The sequence below is a fragment of the Pseudomonas sp. B21-019 genome (assembly GCF_024749225.1).
Classification (GTDB): domain Bacteria; phylum Pseudomonadota; class Gammaproteobacteria; order Pseudomonadales; family Pseudomonadaceae; genus Aquipseudomonas.
In genome coordinates this window covers 3,182,151-3,205,225 of the sequence record NZ_CP087193.1, presented here as the reverse complement: position 1 = coordinate 3,205,225, position 23,075 = coordinate 3,182,151, and the positions used below count along the sequence as shown (strand labels likewise).

Below are 23,075 nucleotides of genomic sequence, written 5' to 3'. Positions count from 1 at the left end.
GTCAGCGGGGCTATTGCATGAGGGTAGGGCGATGAATAGCAACACACTGTGGTTGATCGGCCGGCGCCTGGGCGCGGCGATCGTGACTTTGTTGATCGTGTCTATGGTCGTGTTTGCGATCACGGCGGTATTGCCGGGGGACGCGGCGCAACAGGCACTCGGGCAATTCGCCACGCCGGAACAGGTGGCGGCCTTGCGCCTGAAACTGGGGCTGGATCAACCCGGTGTGGTGCGTTACCTGCATTGGTTGATCAATCTGCTGAGCGGCGACATGGGGCAATCGGTGTCCAATGCCTTGCCGGTCAGCGAGCTGATGGCCGGGCGGGTGCCCAACACACTGATGCTGGCGGCCGTCACGGCGCTGGTGTCGGTGCCGGTGGCGCTGATCCTCGGCATCGGCTCGGCCATGGGCCGGGGCGGGCGCATGGACAGTTTCCTCAGCTTCATCACCCTGGCCCTGGTCGCCGTGCCGGAGTTTCTGGTGGCGACCCTGGCGGTGCTGATCTTTGCGGTGAACCTGGGCTGGCTGTCGGCGCTGTCCTATGCCAGTGACATCACCTCACCTTGGCAATTCATGCGCACCTACGCCTTGCCGGTGATGACCCTGTGCTGCGTGATTGTCGCGCAAATGGCGCGCATGACCCGGGCGGCAGTGATCGATCAGCTCGACAGCGCCTATGTGGAAATGGCCCGGCTCAAGGGCGTGAGCCCGGTGCGGATCGTGTTGCGCCATGCCTTGCCCAACGCCATCGGGCCGATTGCCAATGCCATCGCCCTGAGCCTGTCGTACCTGCTGGGCGGGGTGGTGATCGTCGAGACGATCTTCAACTACCCCGGCATCGCCAGCCTGATGGTCGATGCCGTGACCAACCGTGACATGGCGCTGGTTCAGGCCTGCACCATGCTGTTTTGTACGGCGTACCTGGGGTTGGTGCTGATTGCTGACCTGTGCGCGATTCTTTCCAATCCGAGGCTGAGAAACCAATGAACGATCTCATGGCGAAATCGGCGCCTGCCGGGCCCGAGCTGGCATTGGGCAAGGTCGCCCATGGACCGTCGTGGCTTGGCCTGGTCGGGGCGGCGATGTGTGTGATCTGGCTGCTGGTGGCTATCTTCGGTCCGTGGCTGGCGCCGCACCCGGTGGGTGAAGTGGTCTCCGATAACGTGTTCGACAGCCTCAGCGCGGCTTACCCGTTGGGCACCGATTACCTGGGCCGCGACATGCTCAGCCGCATTCTCGTCGGCGCGCGGTTCACCGTGGGCCTGGCGCTGGTTTCAGCGGTGTTGGCCAGCACGCTGGGGACCGGATGTGCGCTGCTGTCGGTGGTGTCGCCGAAATGGCTGGACGAAGTGATCAGCCGCTTGATGGATGCCTTTATATCCATCCCGAGCAAGATGCTGGCGTTGATCATGGTCTCGGCGTTCGGTTCTTCGGTGCTGTTGCTGATTTGCACCGCAGTCTTGAGTTTCACCCCAGGCGCGTTCCGCATCGCCCGCAGCATGGCGGTGAACATCGAAGCGCTGGAATACGTTCAAGTGGCCCGCACCCGTGGCGAGCGTCGGTTGTACATCGCCTGCGTGGAAATCCTGCCGAACATGCTCAACCCGGTGCTGACCGATCTGGGGCTGCGCTTCGGCTTCATCGTGCTGCTGCTCAGTGGCATGAGCTTCCTTGGCCTCGGTGTGCAACCGCCGGATGCCGACCTCGGTTCGCTGGTGCGCGAGAACATCGGCGGCCTCAATCAGGGCGCGCCAGCCATCGTGATTCCGGCGCTGGCCATTGGGACCCTGACCATTGGCGTGAATCTGTTCATCGACCGACTGTCGTCACGGCGTAGTCGACGTACGGGAGGTCATTGAAATGAGTGATTTGATTCGAGTCGAAGACCTGCGCGTGGTCGCTTGCGGCGAGCGTGGCGAAGTGGAGATCGTCAAAGGCGTGAGCTTCTCCCTGGCCAAAGGTGAAGTGCTGGCGTTGATCGGTGAGTCCGGCTCCGGCAAGACCACCATAGCGCTGGCGTTGCTCGGCTATGCCCGGCGCGGGTGCCGATTGGCGTCCGGTGTGGTGCAAGTCGGCGAGCACGACATGCTGGCGTTGAGTGAAAGCGAACTGCAAGGCCTGCGCGGCAATCGGGTGTCGTACATTGCCCAGAGCGCCGCCGCTGCGTTCAACCCGGCGAAAAAACTGATCGATCAAGTGGTGGAGGGCGCATTGATTCACGGCCTGGGTAGCCGGGCCGTGCTGGAAGCCAAAGCCATCGAACTGTTCCGCGATCTGGCCTTGCCGGACCCCGATCACATTGGCCAGCGTTACCCGCACCAAGTATCCGGCGGGCAGTTGCAACGGGTGATGGCGGCCATGGCGCTGATCAGCGATCCGCTGCTGGTGGTGCTCGACGAGCCGACCACCGCCCTCGACGTGACGACGCAGATCGACGTGCTGCGCGCTTTCAAGCGGGTGGTCCGCGAGCGAGGCGCGACGGCGGTTTATGTTTCCCATGATTTGGCGGTCGTAGCGCAAATGGCCGATCAGATTGTGGTACTCAACGGCGGACAGATTTTCGAGCAGAGCGCCACCGCGCCGCTGCTCAAGGCCCCGGCCCACGAATACACCCGCAGCCTGCTGCTGGCGGCCCGCCCGGACACGACGATCCGCCCACCTTGCGGCATCGCTGAAGAAACACCGCTGCTGACCATCCAGGGGCTGACCGCCGGATACGGCAACAAGAACCTGCAAGGCATGCCGTCGATTCGCGTGCTCGAAGACATCGACCTGACTGTGCGCCGGGGCCAGGCCATTGGCGTGATCGGCGAGTCGGGCTCCGGCAAGTCTACGCTGGCGCGGGTGGTGGCCGGGTTGCTGACGCCGGCCTTGGGCGGCCTGACCTTCGATGGCCAGCCACTGGGCGGTAGCCTGTCCGAGCGCACCGATGAACAGTTCCGCCGGATTCAGATGGTGTTCCAGAATGCCGACACTGCGCTCAACCCGATGCACAGCGTCAGCACTATTCTGAGCCGTCCGCTGAAAATGTACTTTGGCCTCAAGGGCGCAGCGCTGCGCGAGCGTATCGGCGAACTGCTGGACCTGGTGCGCTTGCCGCGCGCCATGGCCGAACGCCGTCCGAATGAACTCTCCGGCGGGCAAAAACAGCGGGTCAACCTGGCCCGAGCCCTGGCGGCCAAACCGGACCTGATCCTCTGCGACGAGGTGACCTCGGCGCTGGACACCGTGGTCGGCGCGGCGATTCTCGAACTGCTGCGCGACCTGCGTCAGCAACTGGGCATGTCGTATCTGTTCATCAGCCATGACATTTCCACGGTACGCGCGCTGTGCGACGACATTGTGGTGATGTACAGCGGCCACAAGGTTCAGGCCGGCAGCCGGCAGGCGTTTTCCCAGGCACCGTTCCATCCGTACACCGACCTGTTGATCCATTCGGTGCCGGAACTGCGTCAGGGCTGGCTGGAAAACTGCGGCACCACGTGCGGCGCGCTGCCGCCAATCGGCGTCAGGGCCAATGTGCCGGAACTGTGCACCTTTCTCAGTCGCTGTCCGGTGCGGGTCGACGGCCTGTGCAATCGCACCGCGCCGAACCGGCGGATCATCGACGGCGGTAGCGAAATTCTTTGTCATCACGACAGTGCCGAGTTGCTGAAAACACAGCAGGGTTTATCCACCATGAGCCTGGGAGCTTATGCATGAAAGGGCGTTTTGTGAGGCTGGCCGAGCAGGGCCGGCCGACCGTCAAGCTGACGGTGGACGGTTCGCCCATTGAGGCATTGCAGGGCGACACATTAATGGTCGCGTTGCTGACCCAGGGCTCGGCGCTGCGCCAATCGGAATTCGACTCGGGCCGCCGCGCCGGTTTCTGCCTGATGGGCGCCTGCCAGGATTGCTGGGTCTGGACCCGCAGTGGCGAGCGTTTGCGCGCCTGTTCCAATGAAGTCCGCGAAGGGCTGGACATCGTCACCACACAACCGGAGGCAATATGGCCACTGCACGGCTGAGCGCTCAACGAGTGGTTATTGTCGGTGCCGGACCGGCCGGCATCCGCTGTGCCGAAACGCTGCTGGCGGCTGGCTTGAAACCGATCCTGATCGATGAGAATCGCCGGGATGGCGGGCAGATCTACCGGCGCCAGCCCGAAGGTTTTACCCGGGACTACGCCACCTTGTATGGCACCGAAGCGGCCAAGGCCAAGAGTCTGCACCAGAGTTTCGACCGATTGCGCGGGCAAATCGACTACCGCCCCGACACGCTGGTGTGGAACCTGACGCCGGGGCAATTGTGCTGCGTCAGCCAGGGCAAGCACTCGACGGTGGACTACGATGCGCTGATCCTCTGCACCGGTGCCACCGACCGCTTGATGCCGATCGAAGGCTGGCAGTTGGCAGGCACCTACAGCCTTGGCGGGGCGCAAATCGCGCTCAAGTCCCAGGCGGTTTCCATCGGCCACCGCGTGGTGTTCATGGGCAGCGGGCCGTTGCTGTATCTGGTCGCCAGCCAATACGTCAAAGCAGGCGCCAATGTGGCGGCGGTGCTCGACACTTCACCCCTCAACAAGCGCATCGCGGCAGTGCCGAAGCTGATGGCGCGTCCGGGATTGCTGTTCACCGGGATGAAGTTACTGGCGCAGTTGTATCGGGCGAAAATCCCGGTGCATCTGGGGATTTCGCCGCTTCAGGTGCAAGGCGACGCGGCCAGTGGCGTCAGCGGTGTGCGGGTGCGTACCGCGCGCGGTGAGACGTTAACGGTGGACTGTGATGCTGTGGCGTTGGGTTATCACTTGCGCCCGGAAACCCAACTGGCCGATCTGGCCGGTTGTCGCATGCGCTTCGATGAGGCGTCCAGCCAGTGGTGGCTGGCCGTCGATGAAGACGGCCGCACCTCGGTCAACGGTGTGTATGCCGCCGGGGACGGTTCGAAGATTCGCGGCGCCGATGCCGCCGAGCACGCCGGGCGCCTGGCGGCCATGGCGTTGCTGGAAGATCTGCAGCAACCGGTGAACGCCGGTTTGCGCGACGAACAACGCCACGCGCTGGCGGTGATGGATGAGTTTCGCCTCGGTCTGGCCAAGGCGTTTCCCTGGCCGGCGGATCAAGCCAAAGCCTTGCCGGACTCAGCCATCGTCTGTCGCTGCGAGATGATCAGCGCCGGCGAGTTGCGCCGTACCGTGAGCGAGAAGGGGGCCTGTGAAGTCAATCGGGCCAAGGCCTTCAGCCGGGTCGGCATGGGCCGCTGCCAGGGGCGTTATTGCTCCCAGGCCGGGGCCGAAGTGATCGCGGCGGCGGCAGGCGTCAGTGTGCAACAGGTCGGTCGGCAGCGTGGACAGGCACCGGTCAAACCCCTTTCGATGCTCACCGAGGAGGTGTCGCCATGACGCTACACAAAGCCGATGTAGTGATTGTCGGCGGCGGCCTGATGGGCTCGGCGGCGGCGTTTTTCCTGCGCCAGCGCGGGCAGTCGGTGATTCTGCTGGAGCGCGACCAGATCGGTCAGTACGCCAGCGGGGTGAACTTCGGCAACGTCCGGCGGCAGGGGCGCTTCCTTGGCCAACTGGAGTTGGCCAACCGTTCCTGGGCGCTGTGGAAACGCTTGCCAGAGCTGATCGACGACGATCTCGAATTCATTGCCAGCGGGCACATGCGTGTGTGTTATCGCGAGGATGAAATTCCCGAACTGGAAGCCTACGCGGCGGCGCCCGAGGCGGCGCAACTGGATTTGAAGATCTATCGTGGCGCCGAGCTGCACCAGCGCTTTCCGTTCCTCGGGCCGGACGTGAAGGGCGGTTCTTACGCGCCCCACGATGGCCATGCCAACCCGCGTCTGGCCGCACCGGCGTTTGCCCGGGCTGCCCGCCGCCTCGGGGCGCGGATCGAGGAACAGACTGAAGTCGCCGAGGTGCAGAAAATTGCCGGCGAGTTCACGGTGACCACCACCGACGGTCGCCAGTTCGCCGCCGAGCGCTTGCTGATCACCGCCGGCGCCTGGGGCCAGAAACTCTCGGCGCAGTTCGGCGAACCGGTGCCGCTGGATACCAACGGCCCACAAATGGCCGTGACCGAACCGGTGCCGTACGCCTTGCCAACGGTGATCGGCGTGTACACCAAGATCCCCGAAGAAGTGATCTACTTCCGCCAGATCCCGCGTGGCAACATCATCATCGGTGGCGGCTACCGCAGCAAACCGGACATGCTCAACCGCCGCGCCTATGTCGAGCCGCGCAGCATTCTCAATCAGATGGACCAGATGCGTCGCCTGCTGCCAGGCGTCGGCAACCTGAACATCATCCGCGTGTGGAGCGGCATTGAAGGCTACTTGCCCGATTCCCTGCCGGTGATGGGCCCCAGCGGCAACGTTGACGGTTTGTACTACGCGTTCGGCTTCTGCGGTCATGGCTTCCAGCTCGGCCCCGGTGTCGGCGACGTGATGGCCGAATTGATCAGCACCGGCAGCACCAGCACTTCGATTGAGCCGTTCTCGATCCGCCGGTTCACCCCTTCATCCGAGCAACGGACAACTGAGCAAAGGAGCAGGGCCTCATGAAACCCCGTGTACTGGATATTCTCAAACGCCTGATGGCCTTCGACACCGTGTCTTCAGAGTCGAACATGGCCCTGATCGAGTACGTACGCGACTTGCTGCTGACCAAGGGCATCGAGTCACTGATCGTCAAGGACGAAACGGGTAAAAAGGCCAACCTGTTCGCCAGCACCGGCCCTAAAGAGTTACCAGGCATTCTGTTGTCCGGCCACACCGACGTAGTGCCGGCGGCAGGCCAGGCCTGGACCTTGCCGGCGTTTGAGGCGACGGTGCAGGACGGGCGGATCTACGGGCGCGGCAGTTGCGACATGAAGGGGTTTATCGCGTTGGCCATCGACGCCATGCTCGATGCCGCCGACCATTCGTTGAGCCGACCGCTGCAAATAGCTTTGTCCCATGACGAAGAGACCGGCTGCGTCGGTGTACGCCGTTTGCTCGACGTGCTGCACCTGGCGCCGGTACGGCCGTTTCTGTGTCTGATCGGTGAGCCGACCAACATGCAGTTCGTGCTGGGGCACAAGGGCAAGGGGTCTTACCGCACTTATTGCCGTGGCCTGGAAGCGCATTCCTCGTTGGCGCCGCGTTCGGTCAATGCGATTCACGTGGCCTGCGATTTCATCGCGGCTCTGCGTCAGAGCCAGCAACACCTGCAAGAGCAGGGCGCGCAGGATGCCGATTACGACGTGCCTTACAGCACCGTGCACGTCGGGCAGATTGTCGGCGGCAAGGCGCTGAACATCGTGCCGAACCTGTGCACCCTGGATTTCGAGGTGCGTAACTTGCCGGCGGACGATCTGGACCAGTTCCTGGAGCAGATGCGCGAGCGTGCCGAAGTGATCGTGCGCGAGGCGAAAAAGCTGTCCAGCGTGGCAGACATCGAGATCGAAACCCTCAACGTCTATCCGGGCCTCGATACCCATCCGAGCGTCGAAGCGGTGCGCTTCCTGAAAAACTTCGCCGCCCCGGACACCGGCACCGCCAAAGTCTCGTTCGGCACCGAGGGCGGGCTGTTCAAGCAGCGTCTGGATGTACCGGTGGTGGTCTGCGGCCCAGGCTCGATCGAACAGGCGCACAAGCCGGACGAGTTCATCGAGATCAGCCAGATGCAGGCTGGGGAGCGGTTTCTGGAGGGATTGCTGGGCTCCCTGAAACTTTGAAATAGTCACGATCTTTTGATTTCTGCTTGCCGGTAGAGCCTGCCGTCCCACCGCGAATTTCAGCATCCAACACTGCCCATCAAACGCTTTCAGCATCCTTATCCGTGGCACCTCCCTAGACTGGAAATGTCTCGGATCAGGACTCGACCATGCTCAAGAATCGTTTGAAAGACCCCAGCCTTCTGGCAGAACTCGCTTATGTGGACGGGCAGTGGATCGGCGCCGATAACGCCGCGACCCTGGACGTCATCGACCCGGCCACCGGCCAGTTGCTTGCCCGGGTGCCGGCCATGCAGGGCGCAGAAACCCGACGCGCCATCGAAGCCGCCGAGCGGGCCTGGCCCGCGTGGCGCACACGCCCGGCAGCAGAACGGGCGGCGCTGCTGGAGCGCTGGTATCAGGCGATGATCGATAACCTCGACGACCTCGCCTTGATCATGACCTGCGAGCAGGGCAAACCGCTGAACGAAGCCAAGGGTGAAATCCGCTACGGTGCCGGGTTCGTCAAATGGTTCGCCGAAGAGGCCCGCCGGGTTTATGGCGAAACCATGCCGGCCCCCAGCGGCGACCGCCGCCTGCTGACCCTCAAGCAACCGGTCGGTGTGTGTGCCGCGATCACCCCATGGAATTTCCCCAACGCGATGATCACCCGCAAGTGCGCGCCGGCCCTGGCCGCCGGGTGCCCGATCATCGTCAAACCCTCGGACCTGACCCCGCTGTCGGCCCTGGCCCTGGCGGTACTCGCCGAACGCGTCGGCATTCCGGCCGGGGTGTTCAATGTGCTGACCGGCATGCCCGCCGGCATCGGCGAAGAACTGACCGGCAACCCGACGGTGCGCAAGATCTCCTTCACCGGCTCCACCGCGGTCGGTCGACTGCTGATGCGCCAGAGTGCCGAACACATCAAGCGCTTGAGTCTGGAGTTGGGCGGCAACGCGCCATTCATTGTGTTCGACGACGCCGACCTGGAGCAGGCGGTAACCGGGATCATGCTCAGCAAATTCCGCAACGCCGGGCAGACCTGCGTCTGCGCCAACCGCATTCTGGTGCAGGATGGCATCTACGAACGTTTCGCCCAGCGACTGGTGGAGGAGGTGGGCAAACTCAAGGTCGGCAATGGCCTGGACGCCGACGTGACCATCGGCCCGCTGATCAACCCGGCGGCGGTGAGCAAGGTCGCCCGGCACATCGACGATGCCCTGAGCCAGGGCGCGCGTTTGCTCTGCGGCGGCATTCCCGAGGGTGACAACCAGTTCGTTCAGCCGACCGTCCTTGGCGACACCCACGCCGACATGTTGCTGGCCAACGAAGAAACCTTCGGCCCGGTGGCGCCGTTGATGCGGTTTACCTCTGAGGCCGAAGCGCTTGCGTTGGCCAATGCCACGCCTTTTGGTCTGGGTGCCTACTATTTCACTCAGGATTTACGCCGGTCCTGGCGGTTCGGCGAGGCGCTGGAGTTCGGCATGGTCGGCCTCAACACCGGGATCATTTCCATGGAAGTCGCGCCGTTCGGCGGCATCAAACAGTCGGGGCTGGGCCGTGAAGGCAGCAAGTACGGCCTGGATGAATACCTTGAAGTCAAAGCCTTCCACATCGGTGGGCTGTAACCCGGCAACGATTGCACTGTCATTTTGCGAGGCATGATTGATGAGTAAACCATTCAGAATCGCCGCGATTGCCGGCGATGGTATCGGTAAGGAAGTCCTGCCCGAAGGCTTGCGGGTACTGGAGCAGGCCGCGAAGAAGTGGCAGTTGGAGTTGAGCATCGAAGTGCTCGACTGGGCCCACTGCGATTACTACCTGGAACACGGGCAGATGATGCCCGACGACTGGTTCGACCAGCTCAAGGGTTTCGACGCGATCTACTTTGGCGCCGTCGGCTGGCCAGACAAGGTGCCGGACCATATTTCCCTGTGGGGCTCGCTGCTGAAGTTTCGTCGCGACTTCGACCAATACGTGAACATTCGCCCGGTACGTCTGTTTCCCGGCGTGCCGTGCCCGCTGGCCGGGCGCAAACCGGGGGACATCGATTTCGTGGTGATCCGCGAGAACACCGAAGGCGAGTATTCCTCGGTCGGCGGCAAGATGTTCGAAGGCACCGAGCATGAGTTCGTGCTGCAAGAGTCGGTGTTCACCCGACGCGGCGTGGACCGGATTCTCAAGTTCGCCTTCGACCTGGCCCAGACCCGACCGCGCAAACGCCTGACGGCGGCAACCAAGTCCAACGGGATTTCCATCAGCATGCCGTACTGGGACGAACGCACGGCATTGATGGCCGCGCAGTACCCGGACATCACTTGGGACAAACAGCACATCGACATCCTGTGCGCGCGTTTTGTACTGCAACCGGACCGGTTCGATGTGGTGGTGGCGTCGAACCTGTTCGGCGACATTCTGTCCGACCTCGGCCCGGCCTGCGCCGGCACCATTGGCATTGCACCGTCGGCCAACCTCGATCCCGAGCGGCGTTTTCCATCGCTGTTCGAACCGGTGCACGGCTCGGCCCCGGACATCTACGGGCGCAACATCGCCAACCCGATCGCGATGATCTGGTCCGGTGCGTTGATGCTGGATTTTCTGGGCAATGGCGATGAGCGTTATCGCGCCGCGCACGACGGGATTCTGCAGGCGATCGAACGGGTGATTGCAGAAGGGCCAATCACCCCGGACCTGGGCGGGCAGGGCTCGACTCAGGAGGTCGGCAAGGCGATCGCGCAAGCGCTTTAAAGCCTGCGACGCACTCCTTGTGTAGCAGCTGTCGAGCCTGCGAGACTGCGTTCGGCTGCGCAGCAGTCGTGAAATCAGGCACTGCGGTGTTTCAGCTAAACCGTGGACAGGATTTACGACGACTTCGTCGCCGATCGCAGCCTCGCAGGCTCGACAGCTGCTACGGCCGAACGCAAGGGATCAGTCTTCCTTGCGAATCGTGGCCACGTCATCGGCGCGGACTTTCACTTTCGCCCCGGAAATATCTTCGAACTCGAAGAAGCCATCCTTGCCCTTGGTGTTCGGCATGTCCTTGGTCAAATACTGGGTGCCGTTCTGCAGGGTCACGACCGTTGGCGTCGAGCAACCGGTCAGGGCCAGAAGGGCCGCTACCACCAGGGGCAAACCCAGAGTCTTGATATTCATACACACCTCCATCACTCAATAAAAACAATGCGAACGCCTCATTCGAGATCAATCCTCACTGTGCTTCTAACGCGGTTGGTGCGATGGAATGGCAGAAAGTTCGATGGTCACCCGAAAATTGCCCGATAGCGTCGCCACTTATCCTTTTCCGTTTGCACCGGGTGGGGCATAGCTGGTATCTGTACGCATAACCAGTATTCGCTTGCCATGGCCCGATTGCCCGTGATTGTAAATCCGCTCGATGACCCGTTCTATTACTTGAACAACTTCATGCAAGTGCTTGATTGGCTTGAGCATCGTTATGCTGATGTACTCAGCATCGAAGAGCAGGACTTCATCCGCGACTTCAATCGACTGCCCCGCGAGTCCCAGGCTTTGTTGGTCAGATTGGTGATGCGCAAGGGCGTGCATTTCAGGGCCGGCAAACTGAGTTACGTCGAAATCGGCGACATCGCTAGCGCCGCGGTGCCGCTCCTGGCCCTGGGCTGGATTGACGAGCAGTTGCCGCTGCCTGTCGAGGAGGTGTTCGAGGTGCTGCTCAAGGCCGAGATTCTCCAGTGTTTTGGCGACGCCATCGATCAACCGAAAGGCAAAAAGAGCGATTGGCTGCCGGCCCTGAGCGAGCAGTTTCCTGAAGAGCAAAGTTTTGCCCAGTGGTGCCCGGCACTGGATGACCGACTGTTCAGCCTGACCGTCATGGGCCTGTGCGACCGGTTGCGCCTGATGTTCTTCGGCAATCTTTACCAGGACTGGTCGGAATTCGTTCTGGCTGACCTCGGCATCTACACCTACGAGAAAGTCGAGTTTTGCGCCGAGTCCCGCGGCTTGCGCAGTCGCGAAGACGTCGACGCCTGCCTGTTCCTGCACAGCTGTCAGCAGTATTTCGAGGCCGGTGAAGAGGTGGCGGTGGTTGTCGAGCAGATCAACAAGCTGGAACTCGCCAATCCCTGGCTGCAAAGACGTCGGGCCAAACTGCTGTTCCAGATCGCTCAGCACTGCGAACGCATGGCGGATTTTTCCACCGCCCTGAGCCTCTACCGCGATTGCGCCTATCCCGGCGCACGCCTGCGGCTGATTCGCGTGCTGGAGCGCTGTGGTGAATTTCAACTGGCCATGGATTTGGCGAGCCACGCCGAGCAAACCCCGGAAAGCGCCACCGAACATCAGCATTTATTGCGTGTGCTGCCCAGGCTGCGGCGCAAACTGGGCGGGCCGCCGATCAAGCGGCCAGCCCCTCGGCCCATGCAGCGCCTGGACCTGCAATTGCCCAGGCACGACCCGGCATTGTCGGTGGAGTATTACGTTCAGGCGCATCTGGCGGACGAGGCGGCACCGGTGCATTACGTCGAGAACAGCCTGATCAACTCGCTGTTCGGGTTGCTGTGCTGGCCGGCGATCTTCGCCCCGTTGCCGGGGGCGTTTTTTCACCCGTTCCAGCGCGGCCCGGTGGACCTGCACAACGAAGACTTTCATGCCCGGCGCGCGGATCTGTTCCAGGCCTGCCTCGCCGAACTCGATGACGGGCGTTACGCCCAGACCATCCGCGAGCGTTACAACGCCAAGTGGGGCGTGCAGTCGCCGTTCGTATTCTGGGGCGCGCTGAGCGAGGAGCTGCTGGAGCAGGCGCTCGACTGTCTGCCCGCCGAACACCTCAAGCACTGGTTCAATCGACTGCTGCTCGACATCAAGGCCAACCGCGCCGGCATGCCGGACTTGATCCAGTTCTGGCCGCAACACAAAACCTACCGAATGATCGAAGTCAAAGGCCCCGGCGATCGCCTGCAAGACAACCAATTGCGGTGGCTGGAGTTCTGTCATGAGCACCAGATGCCGATTGCCGTTTGCTACGTGCAATGGGTGGAGCAGGGCGCTTGAGCTACAGCATCGCGGTGCGGGCGTTGTGTGAATTCACCGCCAAGGTCGGCGACCTCGACCTGCGCTTCACCCCGTCGCCAACCGCGCTGGAAGGCATTGTCGGCCATCGCACCGTGGCGTCACGACGCAGCGAGGGTTACCAGAACGAGGTCGCACTTGAGGGCCAGTATCGAACCTTGAGCGTGAAAGGCCGGGCGGACGGCTACGATCCGGCGCAAAACTGCCTCGAAGAAGTCAAAACCTACCGGGGCGACGTGAGTAAGCAACCGGCCAACCACCGGCAGTTGCACTGGGCGCAGGCGAAAGTCTATGGCTGGTTGATGTGTCAGAAACTGGATTTGGCGCAGATCGACCTGGCGCTGGTGTACTTCGACATCGTCAGCGAGAAGGAAACCCGTCTGGTCGAGGCCTTCAGCGCCGCCGACTTGCAGCTGTTCTTCGAGCACCACTGCGGGTTGTTCCTGCACTGGGCCGAGCAGGAAATGGCCCATCGCGAAGGGCGCAATCTGGCGGCTCAACAGCTGGGCTTCCCCCATGCCGATTTTCGCCCCGGCCAACGGCATCTGGCCGAGTCGGTGTTCAAGGCGGTCAGCACTGGCCGCTGCCTGATGGCCCAGGCACCGACCGGTATCGGCAAGACCATCGGCACGCTGTTCCCGATGCTCAAGGCCCTGGCGCCGCAGCAGTTGGACAAGGTGTTTTTCCTCACGGCGAAAACCCCGGGGCGCAAATTGGCGCTGGACGCCGCTCAGGTGATCCTCGACAGCGCCGATACGCAACCGTTGCGAGTCCTCGAGATGATCGCCCGGGACAAGGCTTGCGAGCACCCGGACAAGGCCTGTCATGGCGAATCCTGCCCGTTGGCGCAGGGTTTTTATGATCGTCTGCCGGACGCGCGTCAGGCCGCCAGTCAATTGCGCCTGTTGAACCAGAGTGCCTTGCGCGAGGTTGCCCTGCAGCACGAGGTTTGCCCTTATTACTTGAGCCAGGAAATGGCCCGCTGGGCGGACGTGGTGGTCGCCGACTACAACTACTATTTCGACTTCAGCGCGTTGTTGTTCGGGCTGGCCCAGGTCAATAACTGGAACGTCGCGGTGCTGGTGGACGAGGCCCACAACCTGGTGGAGCGCGGCCGGCAGATGTACAGCGCCAGCCTCGACCAGGCGACTTTGAACGGCGTACGAAAAACCGCGCCTGAGTCGTTGAAGAGATCCTTGCAGCGAGTCAATCGTGAATGGAATGCCTTGCACGATCAGCAACTCGGCCCCTATCAGGCGTACGACAAAGCGCCGGAAAAACTGCTTCAGGCCTTGTCCTTGTGCTGCGCGAGCATCGGTGACTACCTGAATGATCACCCTCAGGGGCTGGACAGCGGGTTGCAGAATTTTTACTTCGACATGCTGCAATTCGGCCGCGTGGCTGAACTGTTCGACGAGCATTTTCTATTCGACATCAGCAAGCGCGACCTCGAGCGCAAGCGCAATCTGTCGCAGCTGTGCCTGCGCAATGTGGTACCCGCCGGTTTCATCCGCCCGCGCCTGACTGCAGCGCGCAGCACGGTGCTGTTTTCCGCGACCCTGAGCCCTCGGCATTACTACGCCGACTTGCTGGGCACTCCGGCGAATACGGTGTGGATCGATGTGGAATCGCCATTTCACGCCGATCAGCTGCAAGTGCACATCGTCAGCCAGATTTCCACGCGGTTCGTTCACCGTCAGGCCTCCCTTGCGCCCATCGTCGAGCTGATCGCCAAACAGTTCAGCCAGCGTCCGGGCAACTACCTGGCGTTTTTCAGCAGCTTCGACTATTTGCAGCAAGTGGCGCAGTTGCTGGCCGAGCGGTATCCGCAGATCACGCTGTGGTCGCAGTCCCGGGGCATGGGGGAAGCGCAGCGTCAGGACTTTCTCGACCAGTTCACCGCCGACGGGCAGGGCATCGGCTTTGCGGTGCTGGGTGGCGCGTTCGGTGAAGGCATCGATTTGCCCGGCGCCCGCTTGATTGGCGCCTTCATCGCCACCCTGGGGCTGGCGCAACTCAATCCGGTCAACGAACAGCTGAAACAGCGCATGGCGGCGATTTTCGGTGCCGGTTATGACTACACCTACCTGTTTCCAGGTCTGCAGAAAGTGGTGCAGGCGGCGGGGCGGGTGATCCGTACCCGGGAAGATCAAGGGGTGGTGATGCTGATCGACGACCGGTTTGGCGAGAGTAAGGTCAAGCAATTACTGCCGCGTTGGTGGTCCGTTGAGCTGACACATTTTTCTTCTGGCTTGTAGGAGTTTTTACCTTGTAAAACAGTGACATATCTTGAAAGACACGCTCATTTGAACAAACAACGAAACACCGCTTTATTCAAAGGGCAGGCAATCACTTTCAAGCGAATCTTTGATAAGGAAATCAAGGTATGTCAGTAGCACCGAATTACGCTTATACGCCAGAACAAGTCATCGCAGCGTTCACTGAAATCACCACCACATTATTCAGTGGCATCACCGCCGAAACACTCCCCAAAATGCTGATTGTCGCGGGGGTACAGGGCTCGGGTAAAACCTATTTGCTGGAAAAAAGCCTTTTGCCCACCAAGCGCTATGCCAATTATGTCCGGCTGTACTTGCCCGAATACCGAAAAAAACACCCTCAATACGCAGAAATGATCAAACTCGGTGTCCTGCACGCTTATGAACATACGGAGGCTTTTGTCCGGGATGTGAGCACGAAGATCTTCACCGAGGCGTTTAAAAACAAATACAACATCATCATGGAATGTGCATTCGACAGCATCGATTTCGCGGCTTTCCCACCGACGGCGACGGCTGCCGGCTACCAGTTCGAAACTCACATCGTCGCCTGCAATCAGGAGTTCGCTCATGTATCGAGCATCAAAAGAGCACTGAAAAGCCTGGAAGATCAGGAAATGGAAAGATTTCTCCCGGCATCAAGGCTGGAGGCCAGCATGATATATGCACAAGCGATCATCCCGGCCTTCGAGACAGCCGCAAAGGCGATCAGCGGCTCGCAAATCATCTTGTACGAGCGTGGGTTTGGTGGTTTGAAAGACCGTGTCTTGCGCGCTCAGAGCACCTACACCAAGGCCGCCAACGGAACGATCGATTCGACGACACTCAACACGCTTTTTTCGCACGGCGTCTATTCCGGCATCATCGACAAGCATGTCTTCGCGATGACCGACCGGGACGAAATGGTCAAAGAGTGTCATGTGGCGTTGCATAAGTCCCGGACTCATGCCCGCTATGTCCCGAACTTCGTCTACAACGAGCTGTACGCCTACATCGTCAAATACGTATACCGATAATCCGCCCTGTAGGAGCTCAGCTCCTACAGTTTATCCGTGTTGCCGCACGAGTCAGCGGTTGCGCAAACTACGCTCCATCCGCGCAATCCCTTCTTCCAGCAACGCCCGTGGGCAGCCGAAGTTCAGGCGCACGAATTGCTGGGCGTGATCGCCGAAATCCAGCCCGGCGCTCAGTCCGACTTTGGCCTGTTCGAGGAAGAATTGCTGCGGGTTGTCCAGCCCCAGTGCCGTGCAATCGAGCCACGCCAGATAAGTGCCCTGGGGCACGTTCATGGTCACGCCCGGCAGCCGCGTGCGAACTGCTTCCACCAGATAGTCCCGATTGCTTTGCAGGTAGGCCATGAGTTCGGTCAGCCATGGGTGGCCTTCGCTGTAGGCGACGCGGGTGGCTTCCAGGCCCAGCGGGTTGACGCTGTCGACCATGCCGCAGCGGGCATGGTTGACGCGATGGAGCAGCGCTGCGTCTTGAATGATCATGAACGCAGTCTTCAGGCCAGCGATGTTGTAGGCCTTGCTGGCCGACATCAAGGTGATGGTGCGCTTGGCGATCTGCGGGCTGAGCGAGGCGGTCGGAATATGCACGCGCCCATCGAAGCACAGCTCGGAATGGATCTCGTCGGAGATGATCCAGGCATCCTGTTCCAGGCAGATGTCGGCGACCGCTTGCAGTTCCTCCCGAGGGAAGACCTTGCCCAGCGGGTTATGCGGGTTGCTCAGCAACAGCGCGCCGCCTCCTTGCAGTGCCTGGCGCAAGGCATCGAGTGGCGTGGCGTACGTGCCATCGGCCAGCACGTTGAAATCCAGTTCGACCTTGTTCAGCTGCCAGTGGCCCGGCGCATGGCGCAGCGGCGGATAGTTCGGCGTTTGCACGACCACGTTCTGTTGCGGCTGAACCAGTGCATGCAGGGCCATGTTGAAGCCTGATTCGATACCCGGCAGAAACACCAGTTCCTGGGGCTGCACACGCCAGGCGTACTTGTCCCACAGGTCGGCGACGATGGCGTCACGCAAGTCATCCTGGGCCACGCTGTAACCGAGCATCGGGTGTTCCAGGCGTTTTTGCAGGGCCTGAATGATCGCCGGCGGCGCGGCGAAGTCCATGTCGGCGACCCACATCGGCAACACGTCGGCCAGGTAGCGGCTCCACTTGGTACTGCCGGTGCCATGGCGGTCGAACACCTGATCAAAATCGAAAGTCATGCTCAGTCTCATAAAAGGCAGAGGGGGTAATCCGGCGGCCATGATAAGCGCCAACCTTCACCGCTGGCGAGTTGTGCAACGGAGCATGACCGGCAAGCCGCCGACGGTCGGTTTTCAGACCGCACAGCACAACATTGTCTAAAGTTCTAATTGGCGGTAGTTCCGTTGCCGTCACCGTGATCGTCCAGAAAAACCCGGCCAACGCACCGGGTTTCCACCTGATCAGGAGTGCACGATGGACCTCAACCGTCGTCAGTTCTTCAAGGTCGCTGGTCTCGGCCTTGCAGGATCCACCCTTGGCGCGCTGGGCATGGCCCCGACGCCAGCCTTCGCCGAACAAGTGCGTCATTTCAAGCTCGCCCATACCCATGAAACCCGCAACACCTGCCCGTACTGCTCGGTCGGCTGCGGCTTGATCATGTACAGCCAGGGCGACAATGCGAAGAATGTCGCCCAGAGCATCATTCACATCGAAGGCGATGCCGACCACCCGGTCAATCGCGGCACCCTCTGCCCAAAAGGCGCAGGCCTGCTCGACTTCATTCACAGCCCCAGCCGTCTGCAATACCCGCAGGTGCGCAAGCCCGGCACCAAGGAGTGGACGCGGATCTCCTGGGATGAAGCGCTGGACCGTATCGCCGACCTGATGAAGGCCGACCGTGATGCCAACTTCATCGAGAAGAACGCCCAGGGGCAAACGGTGAACCGCTGGCTGACCACCGGTTTCCTCGCGGCCTCGGCCTCGTCCAACGAAGCGGGTTACATCACCCACAAGGTCATTCGCAGTCTGGGCATGCTGGGGTTCGATAACCAGGCACGTGTCTGACATGGCCCGACGGTGGCAAGTCTTGCCCCGACGTATGGCCGTGGTGCCATGACCAACCACTGGACCGATATCGCCAACGCGAATCTGGTTCTGGTGATGGGCGGCAACGCAGCAGAAGCGCATCCTTGCGGTTTCAAATGGGTGACCGAAGCCAAAGCCCACAACAAGGCACGGCTGATTGTGGTCGACCCGCGCTTCACCCGTACGGCCTCGGTAGCGGACTATTACGCACCGATCCGCACCGGCACCGACATCGCCTTCATGGGCGGGCTGATCAATTACCTGTTGACCGAAGACAAGATCCAGCACGAATACGTGCGGGCCTATACGGACGTGTCGTTCATCGTCAAGGCCGGCTACGGTTTCGAGGACGGCTTGTTCAGCGGTTACGACGCGAGCAAGCGCAGCTACACCGACAAGTCCGGCTGGGGGTATGAGATCGGCGAGGACGGCTTTGCCAAAGTCGACCCGACCTTGCAGGACCCACACTGCGTCTATCAATTGATGAAGCAGCATTACAGCCGCTACACCCTGGAGCTGGCCAGTCAGGTCTGTGGCATGCCCACCGACGCGATGAAGAAAATCTGGGAAGAGATTGCTACGTGTGCGCAACCGGGCAAGACCATGACCATTCTCTATGCCCTGGGCTGGACCCAGCACTCGATCGGCTCGCAGATGATCCGCAGCGCGGCGATGGTGCAACTATTGCTGGGCAACATCGGCATGCCGGGCGGAGGCGTCAACGCATTGCGCGGGCACTCCAACATCCAGGGCCTGACCGATCTCGGCTTGCTGTCCAACCTGCTACCCGGTTACCTGACCCTGCCATCCGAAAGCGAACAGGACTACAACGCCTACATCGCCAAGCGCGCACTCAAACCGCTGCGTCCCGGGCAGATGTCCTATTGGCAGAACTACGGCAAGTTCCATGTCAGCCTGATGAAAGCCTGGTATGGCGCCAATGCCACCGCCGAGAATAACTGGGGCTACGACTGGCTGCCGAAACTGGACATTCCCGGCTACGACATCCTGAAAATGTTCGACATGATGGGCAAGGGCCAGGTCAACGGCTACATGTGCCAGGGCTTCAACCCGATTGCCGCCTTGCCGGACAAGAACCGGGTGATGAAGGCTCTGGCCAAACTCAAGTGGCTGGTGGTGATGGACCCGCTGGCCACCGAAACCTCGGAGTTCTGGCGCAACGTCGGGCCTTACAACGATGTGCAGACGGCCGACATCCAGACCGAAGTCATCCGTCTGCCCACCACCTGTTTCGCCGAAGAAAACGGCTCGCTGGTCAACAGCGGCCGCTGGCTGCAATGGCACTGGAAGGGGGCCGACGGCCCGGGACAGGCGCGCACCGACGTGAAAATCATGGCCGAGCTGTTCATGCGCCTGCGTCAGCGCTATCAGGCCAATGGTGGCGCCTGGGCCGAGCCGATCCTCAAGCTCGACTGGCCGTACAAGATCCCCGATGACCCGACGCCGGAAGAACTGGCCCGGGAATTCAACGGCTACGCCATCGCCGATGTCACCGACGCTTCGGGCGCGGTGGTCAAGGCCGGTCAGCAGCTGTCCGGTTTCGCCCAACTCAAGGACGATGGCAGCACGGCCTCCGGTTGCTGGATCTTCTGCGGCAGTTGGACCGAGCAGGGCAACAACATGGCCCGTCGTGACAACAGTGATCCTTACGGCATGAAGCAGAACCTCGGCTGGGCCTGGGCCTGGCCGGCGAACCGACGGATTCTCTACAACCGCGCCTCTTGCGACCCCCAAGGCAAACCGTGGGATGCGAAAAAACGGCTGGTGTGGTGGAACGGCAAGGTCTGGACTGGCACCGACGTGCCCGACTACAAGGTCGATGTGCCGCCGGAAGCCGGGATGAACCCGTTCATCATGAACCCCGAAGGCGTGGCGCGGTTCTTCGCCCTCGACAAGATGAATGAAGGGCCATTCCCCGAACACTATGAACCGTTCGAGACGCCCATCGGCATCAACCCGATGCACCCCAACAACAAACAGGCGACCAGCAACCCGGCCGGGCGGATCTTCGATTCGGTCTGGGACACCCTGGGCCAGGCCAAGGACTTCCCTTACGCGGCGACCAGCTACCGGCTGACCGAACACTTCCACTTCTGGACCAAGCATTGCCCGATCAACGCCGTGACCCAGCCCGAGCAGTTCGTCGAAATCGGCGAGGCGCTGGCCAAGGAGAAGGGGATTGCCGCCGGCGACCGGGTGCGGGTCAGTTCCAAGCGCGGACATATCGAAGCAGTGGCGGTGGTGACCAAGCGGATTCGTCCGCTGCAGGTCAACAATCAGGTGGTGCACCAGATCGGTATCCCGTTGCACTGGGGCTTCACCGGCGCCACTCGCCACGGTTACTTGACCAACACCCTGGTGCCGTTCCTCGGCGATGGCAACACACAGACCCCGGAATCCAAGTCATTCCTGGTCAACGTGGAGAAAGTCTAAATGGCCAGCCAAGACATCATCGCCCGTTCGGCCACCACCACCGTGCCGCCCTCGGTGCGCACCCAAGAGGAAGTGGCCAAGCTGATCGACACCACCAAGTGCATCGGCTGCAAGGCTTGCCAGGTTGCCTGCTCGGAATGGAACGAGCTACGCGACGATGTCGGTCACAACCTCGGCACCTACGACAACCCTCACGACCTCAGCGCAGACACCTGGACCCTGATGCGCTTCACCGAGCATGAAACCGACGCCGGCAACCTCGAATGGCTGATCCGCAAGGACGGCTGCATGCACTGCGCCGAGCCCGGCTGCCTGGCGGCGTGCCCGAGCCCCGGTGCGATCATCAAGCACGCCAACGGCATCGTCGACTTCGATCAGGACCACTGCATCGGCTGCGGCTATTGCATCACCGGTTGCCCATTCAACATTCCGCGCATCTCGCAAAAGGACCACAAGGCCTATAAATGCACGCTGTGTTCGGACCGGGTAGCGGTGGGGCTGGAACCGGCCTGCGTGAAAACCTGCCCGACCGGCGCCATCGTGTTCGGCAGCAAGGAAGACATGAAGGAACACGCCGCCGAACGCATCGTCGACCTCAAGAGCCGCGGCTTCGACAACGCCGGTTTGTATGACCCCGCGGGCGTCGGTGGCACCCACGTGATGTATGTGCTGCACCATGCCGACACGCCCAGGTTGTATGCCGGTTTGCCGGATCACCCGGCGATCAGTCCGCTGGTGGACCTGTGGAAAGGCCTGAGCAAACCCCTGGCGTTGCTGGCCATGGGCGCGGCGGTGCTGGCCGGGTTCTTCCATTACGTGCGCGTCGGGCCACAACTGGTCGAGGAGGACGAACATCCGACCACCGTCGACCCTGCCGTGCATGAGTTCGATCCGTCGGTACACACCTTCGACCCAAGCAAACCCGGCGGGGAGGACAGGCCATGAACGACAAACCGATCGTGCGCTACACCGTCAACCAGCGCACCAACCACTGGCTGGTGGCGATTGTGTTTCTGATGGCCGCGCTGTCGGGGCTGGCCTTGTTTCATCCGGGCTTGTTCTGGCTCAGCAACCTGTTTGGCGGCGGACCGTGGACGCGCATTCTGCATCCGTACCTGGGCCTGACGATGTTTGTGCTGTTCCTCGGCCTGGTGTGCAGTTTCTGGCGGGCGAACTACTTCATCACCAACGACCGGCTGTGGCTCAGGCGAGTCGGGCATGTGATCCGTAACGAGGAGGAGGGTGTGCCGCCGATCGGCAAATACAATCCGGGGCAAAAGCTGCTGTTCTGGGTATTGCTGATCTGCATGCTGGTGTTGCTGTTCAGCGGGCTGGTGATCTGGCGCGCCTGGTTCAGTGCGTACTTCGGTATCACCAGTATTCGCTGGGCGATGCTGCTGCATGCATTGGCGGGATTCATCCTGGTGCTGAGCATCATCGTCCATGTCTACGCCGGTATCTGGATTCGCGGTTCGGTCGACGCCATGGTGCATGGCCGGGTCAGCCGCGCCTGGGCGAGAAAACACCATGGGCTCTGGTACCGGGAAGTGACCGGTGACGAGACGCCTGAGCGACCGATCAGCAAAAAAGGATGATCCCTTGGCCACGATCCTCGAACCTGGGCAAATAGAAGCGGCGGCGAGTTCACCGCCGTTTTTGTACCTGCCGCCGAACAACCTGTTCACCCTGCGCGCGTTGCGCCTGGAACGTTTGGCTGACGGCCATCCCATGGCGGACTATCTGCGTTTGATCGCGGGGTTGTGTCATGTCCAGCAGCAGCTGATGGACGATCCGCCCGTGGCGACCATGCCCGACCCCGAACGCCTGCGGTTGTGCGTAGAACATGGCTTACCGCCGTTCGCCGCCGACAGTCTGGTGCGCGAAAACGTTTGGCTGCCTTACCTCGAGGCCTTGTTGCAGCGCTATCAGCCATTGCCACATTCTGCGGTAGAAAACGCCGTGGCGACGTTGCGCAGCGCAAATCCGGGATTGCTCAAGGCATGGGCGATTGCCTTGGTCAGCGGCCAGTACTCAATGCTGCCGGCAGCACTGGTGCCGTTTCTCGGTGCCGCGCTGCAAGTGGCCTGGAGTTATTGGCTGCTGAACACGCCCAACCTTGAACTGACGCGCGGCGACAGCCTCAGCCAATGCCCAGCCTGCGGTTCGCCGGCGATGGCCGGGGTGATTCGTCATCGCGGCAAATACAACGGTTTGCGTTATCTGGTGTGCTCGCTGTGCGCCTGCGAATGGCATGTGGTGCGGGTCAAATGTGTGTATTGCGAACAGAGCAAGGGGCTTGAATACGTCAGCTTCGAGGATGATCGGCACGCCGCCAATCAGGCACCGCTGCGGGCCGAAGTCTGCCCCGGCTGCAACAGCTACCTGAAACTGATCTACCTGGAAAACGACGCCGAAGCCGAAGCCCTGTCGGCGGACCTGTCCAGCCTGATGCTGGACATGCGTCTGGAGCAGGAAGGCTATCAGCGGCCAGCGCCCAATCTGCTGCTGGTAACAGGCGAACAGTAGCTCCAACGCTGCGATGTGTAGCAGCTG

At 61.5% G+C, this 23,075-nt stretch carries 18 protein-coding genes; 16 read left to right on the top strand and 2 right to left on the bottom strand.

Going from position 1 to position 23,075, the window contains the following annotated elements; all coding sequences use genetic code 11:
* The first annotated feature begins 31 nt into the window (after positions 1-31).
* The 9 genes from LOY36_RS14350 to LOY36_RS14310 all read left to right on the top strand — a co-directional run bounded on the left by LOY36_RS14350 (position 32) and on the right by LOY36_RS14310 (position 10,428).
* Positions 32-988, top strand: coding sequence for an ABC transporter permease (locus LOY36_RS14350; RefSeq protein WP_258674124.1), 957 nt, complete (start codon positions 32-34; stop codon positions 986-988).
* Positions 985-1,860, top strand: coding sequence for an ABC transporter permease (locus tag LOY36_RS14345; RefSeq protein WP_258674123.1), 876 nt, complete (start codon positions 985-987; stop codon positions 1,858-1,860). Before LOY36_RS14350 ends, LOY36_RS14345 begins: the two co-directional genes overlap by 4 nt.
* Position 1,861: 1 nt before the next feature.
* Complete coding sequence (locus tag LOY36_RS14340) at positions 1,862-3,703, top strand: ABC transporter ATP-binding protein (RefSeq protein ID WP_258674122.1); 1,842 nt, start codon at positions 1,862-1,864, stop codon at positions 3,701-3,703.
* Entirely contained in the window at positions 3,700-4,008 is a 309-nt protein-coding gene (locus LOY36_RS14335) for a (2Fe-2S)-binding protein (RefSeq protein WP_018925981.1), read from the top strand. The genes LOY36_RS14340 and LOY36_RS14335 overlap by 4 nt, the downstream gene beginning before the upstream one ends.
* Positions 3,990-5,381, top strand: a complete 1,392-nt coding sequence (locus LOY36_RS14330; RefSeq protein WP_258674121.1) for an NAD(P)/FAD-dependent oxidoreductase — start codon at positions 3,990-3,992, stop codon at positions 5,379-5,381. The genes LOY36_RS14335 and LOY36_RS14330 overlap by 19 nt, the downstream gene beginning before the upstream one ends.
* The gene (locus tag LOY36_RS14325) at positions 5,378-6,547 is read left to right on the top strand and encodes an FAD-binding oxidoreductase (RefSeq protein WP_258674120.1); all 1,170 of its coding nucleotides are present in this window, start codon (positions 5,378-5,380) and stop codon (positions 6,545-6,547) included. The genes LOY36_RS14330 and LOY36_RS14325 overlap by 4 nt, the downstream gene beginning before the upstream one ends.
* The gene (argE, locus tag LOY36_RS14320) at positions 6,544-7,701 is read left to right on the top strand and encodes an acetylornithine deacetylase (protein ID WP_258674119.1); all 1,158 of its coding nucleotides are present in this window, start codon (positions 6,544-6,546) and stop codon (positions 7,699-7,701) included. The genes LOY36_RS14325 and argE overlap by 4 nt, the downstream gene beginning before the upstream one ends.
* A 149-nt stretch (positions 7,702-7,850) precedes the next feature.
* Positions 7,851-9,308, top strand: coding sequence for an NAD-dependent succinate-semialdehyde dehydrogenase (locus tag LOY36_RS14315; protein WP_258674118.1), 1,458 nt, complete (start codon positions 7,851-7,853; stop codon positions 9,306-9,308).
* Positions 9,309-9,348: 40 nt separating this feature from the next.
* Complete coding sequence (locus LOY36_RS14310) at positions 9,349-10,428, top strand: tartrate dehydrogenase (protein WP_019649861.1); 1,080 nt, start codon at positions 9,349-9,351, stop codon at positions 10,426-10,428.
* A 180-nt stretch (positions 10,429-10,608) separates the two neighbouring features.
* Here LOY36_RS14310 and LOY36_RS14305 read toward each other — a convergent pair whose 3' ends face one another.
* Positions 10,609-10,833: a YgdI/YgdR family lipoprotein gene (locus LOY36_RS14305; RefSeq protein ID WP_258674117.1), complete on the bottom strand. Its 225-nt coding sequence runs from the start codon at positions 10,831-10,833 to the stop codon at positions 10,609-10,611.
* A 207-nt stretch (positions 10,834-11,040) separates the two neighbouring features.
* Here LOY36_RS14305 and LOY36_RS14300 point away from each other — a divergent pair, with 207 nt between their 5' ends.
* The 3 genes from LOY36_RS14300 to LOY36_RS14290 all read left to right on the top strand — a co-directional run bounded on the left by LOY36_RS14300 (position 11,041) and on the right by LOY36_RS14290 (position 16,021).
* The gene (locus tag LOY36_RS14300; protein ID WP_258674116.1) at positions 11,041-12,708 is read left to right on the top strand and encodes a VRR-NUC domain-containing protein; all 1,668 of its coding nucleotides are present in this window, start codon (positions 11,041-11,043) and stop codon (positions 12,706-12,708) included.
* A complete protein-coding gene (locus LOY36_RS14295; protein ID WP_258674115.1) occupies positions 12,705-14,984 on the top strand; it encodes an ATP-dependent DNA helicase in 2,280 nt (759 codons plus the stop codon). The genes LOY36_RS14300 and LOY36_RS14295 overlap by 4 nt, the downstream gene beginning before the upstream one ends.
* Positions 14,985-15,112: 128 nt before the next feature.
* A complete protein-coding gene (locus LOY36_RS14290; RefSeq protein ID WP_258674114.1) occupies positions 15,113-16,021 on the top strand; it encodes a zeta toxin family protein in 909 nt (302 codons plus the stop codon).
* A 51-nt stretch (positions 16,022-16,072) separates the two neighbouring features.
* Here the strand turns inward: LOY36_RS14290 and LOY36_RS14285 are convergent, their stop codons facing one another.
* Positions 16,073-17,221: a MalY/PatB family protein gene (locus tag LOY36_RS14285; protein WP_258674113.1), complete on the bottom strand. Its 1,149-nt coding sequence runs from the start codon at positions 17,219-17,221 to the stop codon at positions 16,073-16,075.
* Positions 17,222-17,456: 235 nt separating this feature from the next.
* On the opposite strand from LOY36_RS14285, the gene fdnG reads away from it, so the two are divergent.
* From fdnG to fdhE, 4 genes are read left to right on the top strand one after another with little or no spacing between them, the layout of a single operon-like run.
* Positions 17,457-20,522, top strand: a complete 3,066-nt coding sequence (fdnG, locus tag LOY36_RS14280) for a formate dehydrogenase-N subunit alpha (protein ID WP_258674112.1) — start codon at positions 17,457-17,459, stop codon at positions 20,520-20,522.
* Positions 20,523-21,467, top strand: coding sequence for a formate dehydrogenase subunit beta (gene fdxH / locus LOY36_RS14275; RefSeq protein WP_064617966.1), 945 nt, complete (start codon positions 20,523-20,525; stop codon positions 21,465-21,467). It begins immediately after the preceding gene.
* Entirely contained in the window at positions 21,464-22,117 is a 654-nt protein-coding gene (locus LOY36_RS14270; RefSeq protein ID WP_019649852.1) for a formate dehydrogenase subunit gamma, read from the top strand. Before fdxH ends, LOY36_RS14270 begins: the two co-directional genes overlap by 4 nt.
* Before the next feature lie 4 nt (positions 22,118-22,121).
* Positions 22,122-23,048, top strand: a complete 927-nt coding sequence (fdhE, locus tag LOY36_RS14265; RefSeq protein ID WP_258674111.1) for a formate dehydrogenase accessory protein FdhE — start codon at positions 22,122-22,124, stop codon at positions 23,046-23,048.
* Positions 23,049-23,075: the final 27 nt, after the last annotated feature.

Bases quoted from the DNA above. Each gene is read 5' to 3' on its own strand.
- LOY36_RS14285 (WP_258674113.1), bottom strand. From the start codon at position 17,221: ATGACTTTCGATTTTGATCAGGTGTTCGACCGCCATGGCACCGGCAGT.
- LOY36_RS14270 (WP_019649852.1), top strand. From the start codon at position 21,464: ATGAACGACAAACCGATCGTGCGCTACACCGTCAACCAGCGCACCAAC.
- LOY36_RS14340 (WP_258674122.1), top strand. From the start codon at position 1,862: ATGAGTGATTTGATTCGAGTCGAAGACCTGCGCGTGGTCGCTTGCGGC.
- LOY36_RS14315 (WP_258674118.1), top strand. From the start codon at position 7,851: ATGCTCAAGAATCGTTTGAAAGACCCCAGCCTTCTGGCAGAACTCGCT.
- LOY36_RS14350 (WP_258674124.1), top strand. From the start codon at position 32: ATGAATAGCAACACACTGTGGTTGATCGGCCGGCGCCTGGGCGCGGCG.
- LOY36_RS14305 (WP_258674117.1), bottom strand. From the start codon at position 10,833: ATGAATATCAAGACTCTGGGTTTGCCCCTGGTGGTAGCGGCCCTTCTG.
- LOY36_RS14330 (WP_258674121.1), top strand. From the start codon at position 3,990: ATGGCCACTGCACGGCTGAGCGCTCAACGAGTGGTTATTGTCGGTGCC.
- LOY36_RS14325 (WP_258674120.1), top strand. From the start codon at position 5,378: ATGACGCTACACAAAGCCGATGTAGTGATTGTCGGCGGCGGCCTGATG.
- LOY36_RS14310 (WP_019649861.1), top strand. From the start codon at position 9,349: ATGAGTAAACCATTCAGAATCGCCGCGATTGCCGGCGATGGTATCGGT.
- LOY36_RS14345 (WP_258674123.1), top strand. From the start codon at position 985: ATGAACGATCTCATGGCGAAATCGGCGCCTGCCGGGCCCGAGCTGGCA.
- fdxH (WP_064617966.1), top strand. From the start codon at position 20,523: ATGGCCAGCCAAGACATCATCGCCCGTTCGGCCACCACCACCGTGCCG.
- argE (WP_258674119.1), top strand. From the start codon at position 6,544: ATGAAACCCCGTGTACTGGATATTCTCAAACGCCTGATGGCCTTCGAC.
- LOY36_RS14290 (WP_258674114.1), top strand. From the start codon at position 15,113: ATGTCAGTAGCACCGAATTACGCTTATACGCCAGAACAAGTCATCGCA.
- LOY36_RS14335 (WP_018925981.1), top strand. From the start codon at position 3,700: ATGAAAGGGCGTTTTGTGAGGCTGGCCGAGCAGGGCCGGCCGACCGTC.
- LOY36_RS14300 (WP_258674116.1), top strand. From the start codon at position 11,041: ATGGCCCGATTGCCCGTGATTGTAAATCCGCTCGATGACCCGTTCTAT.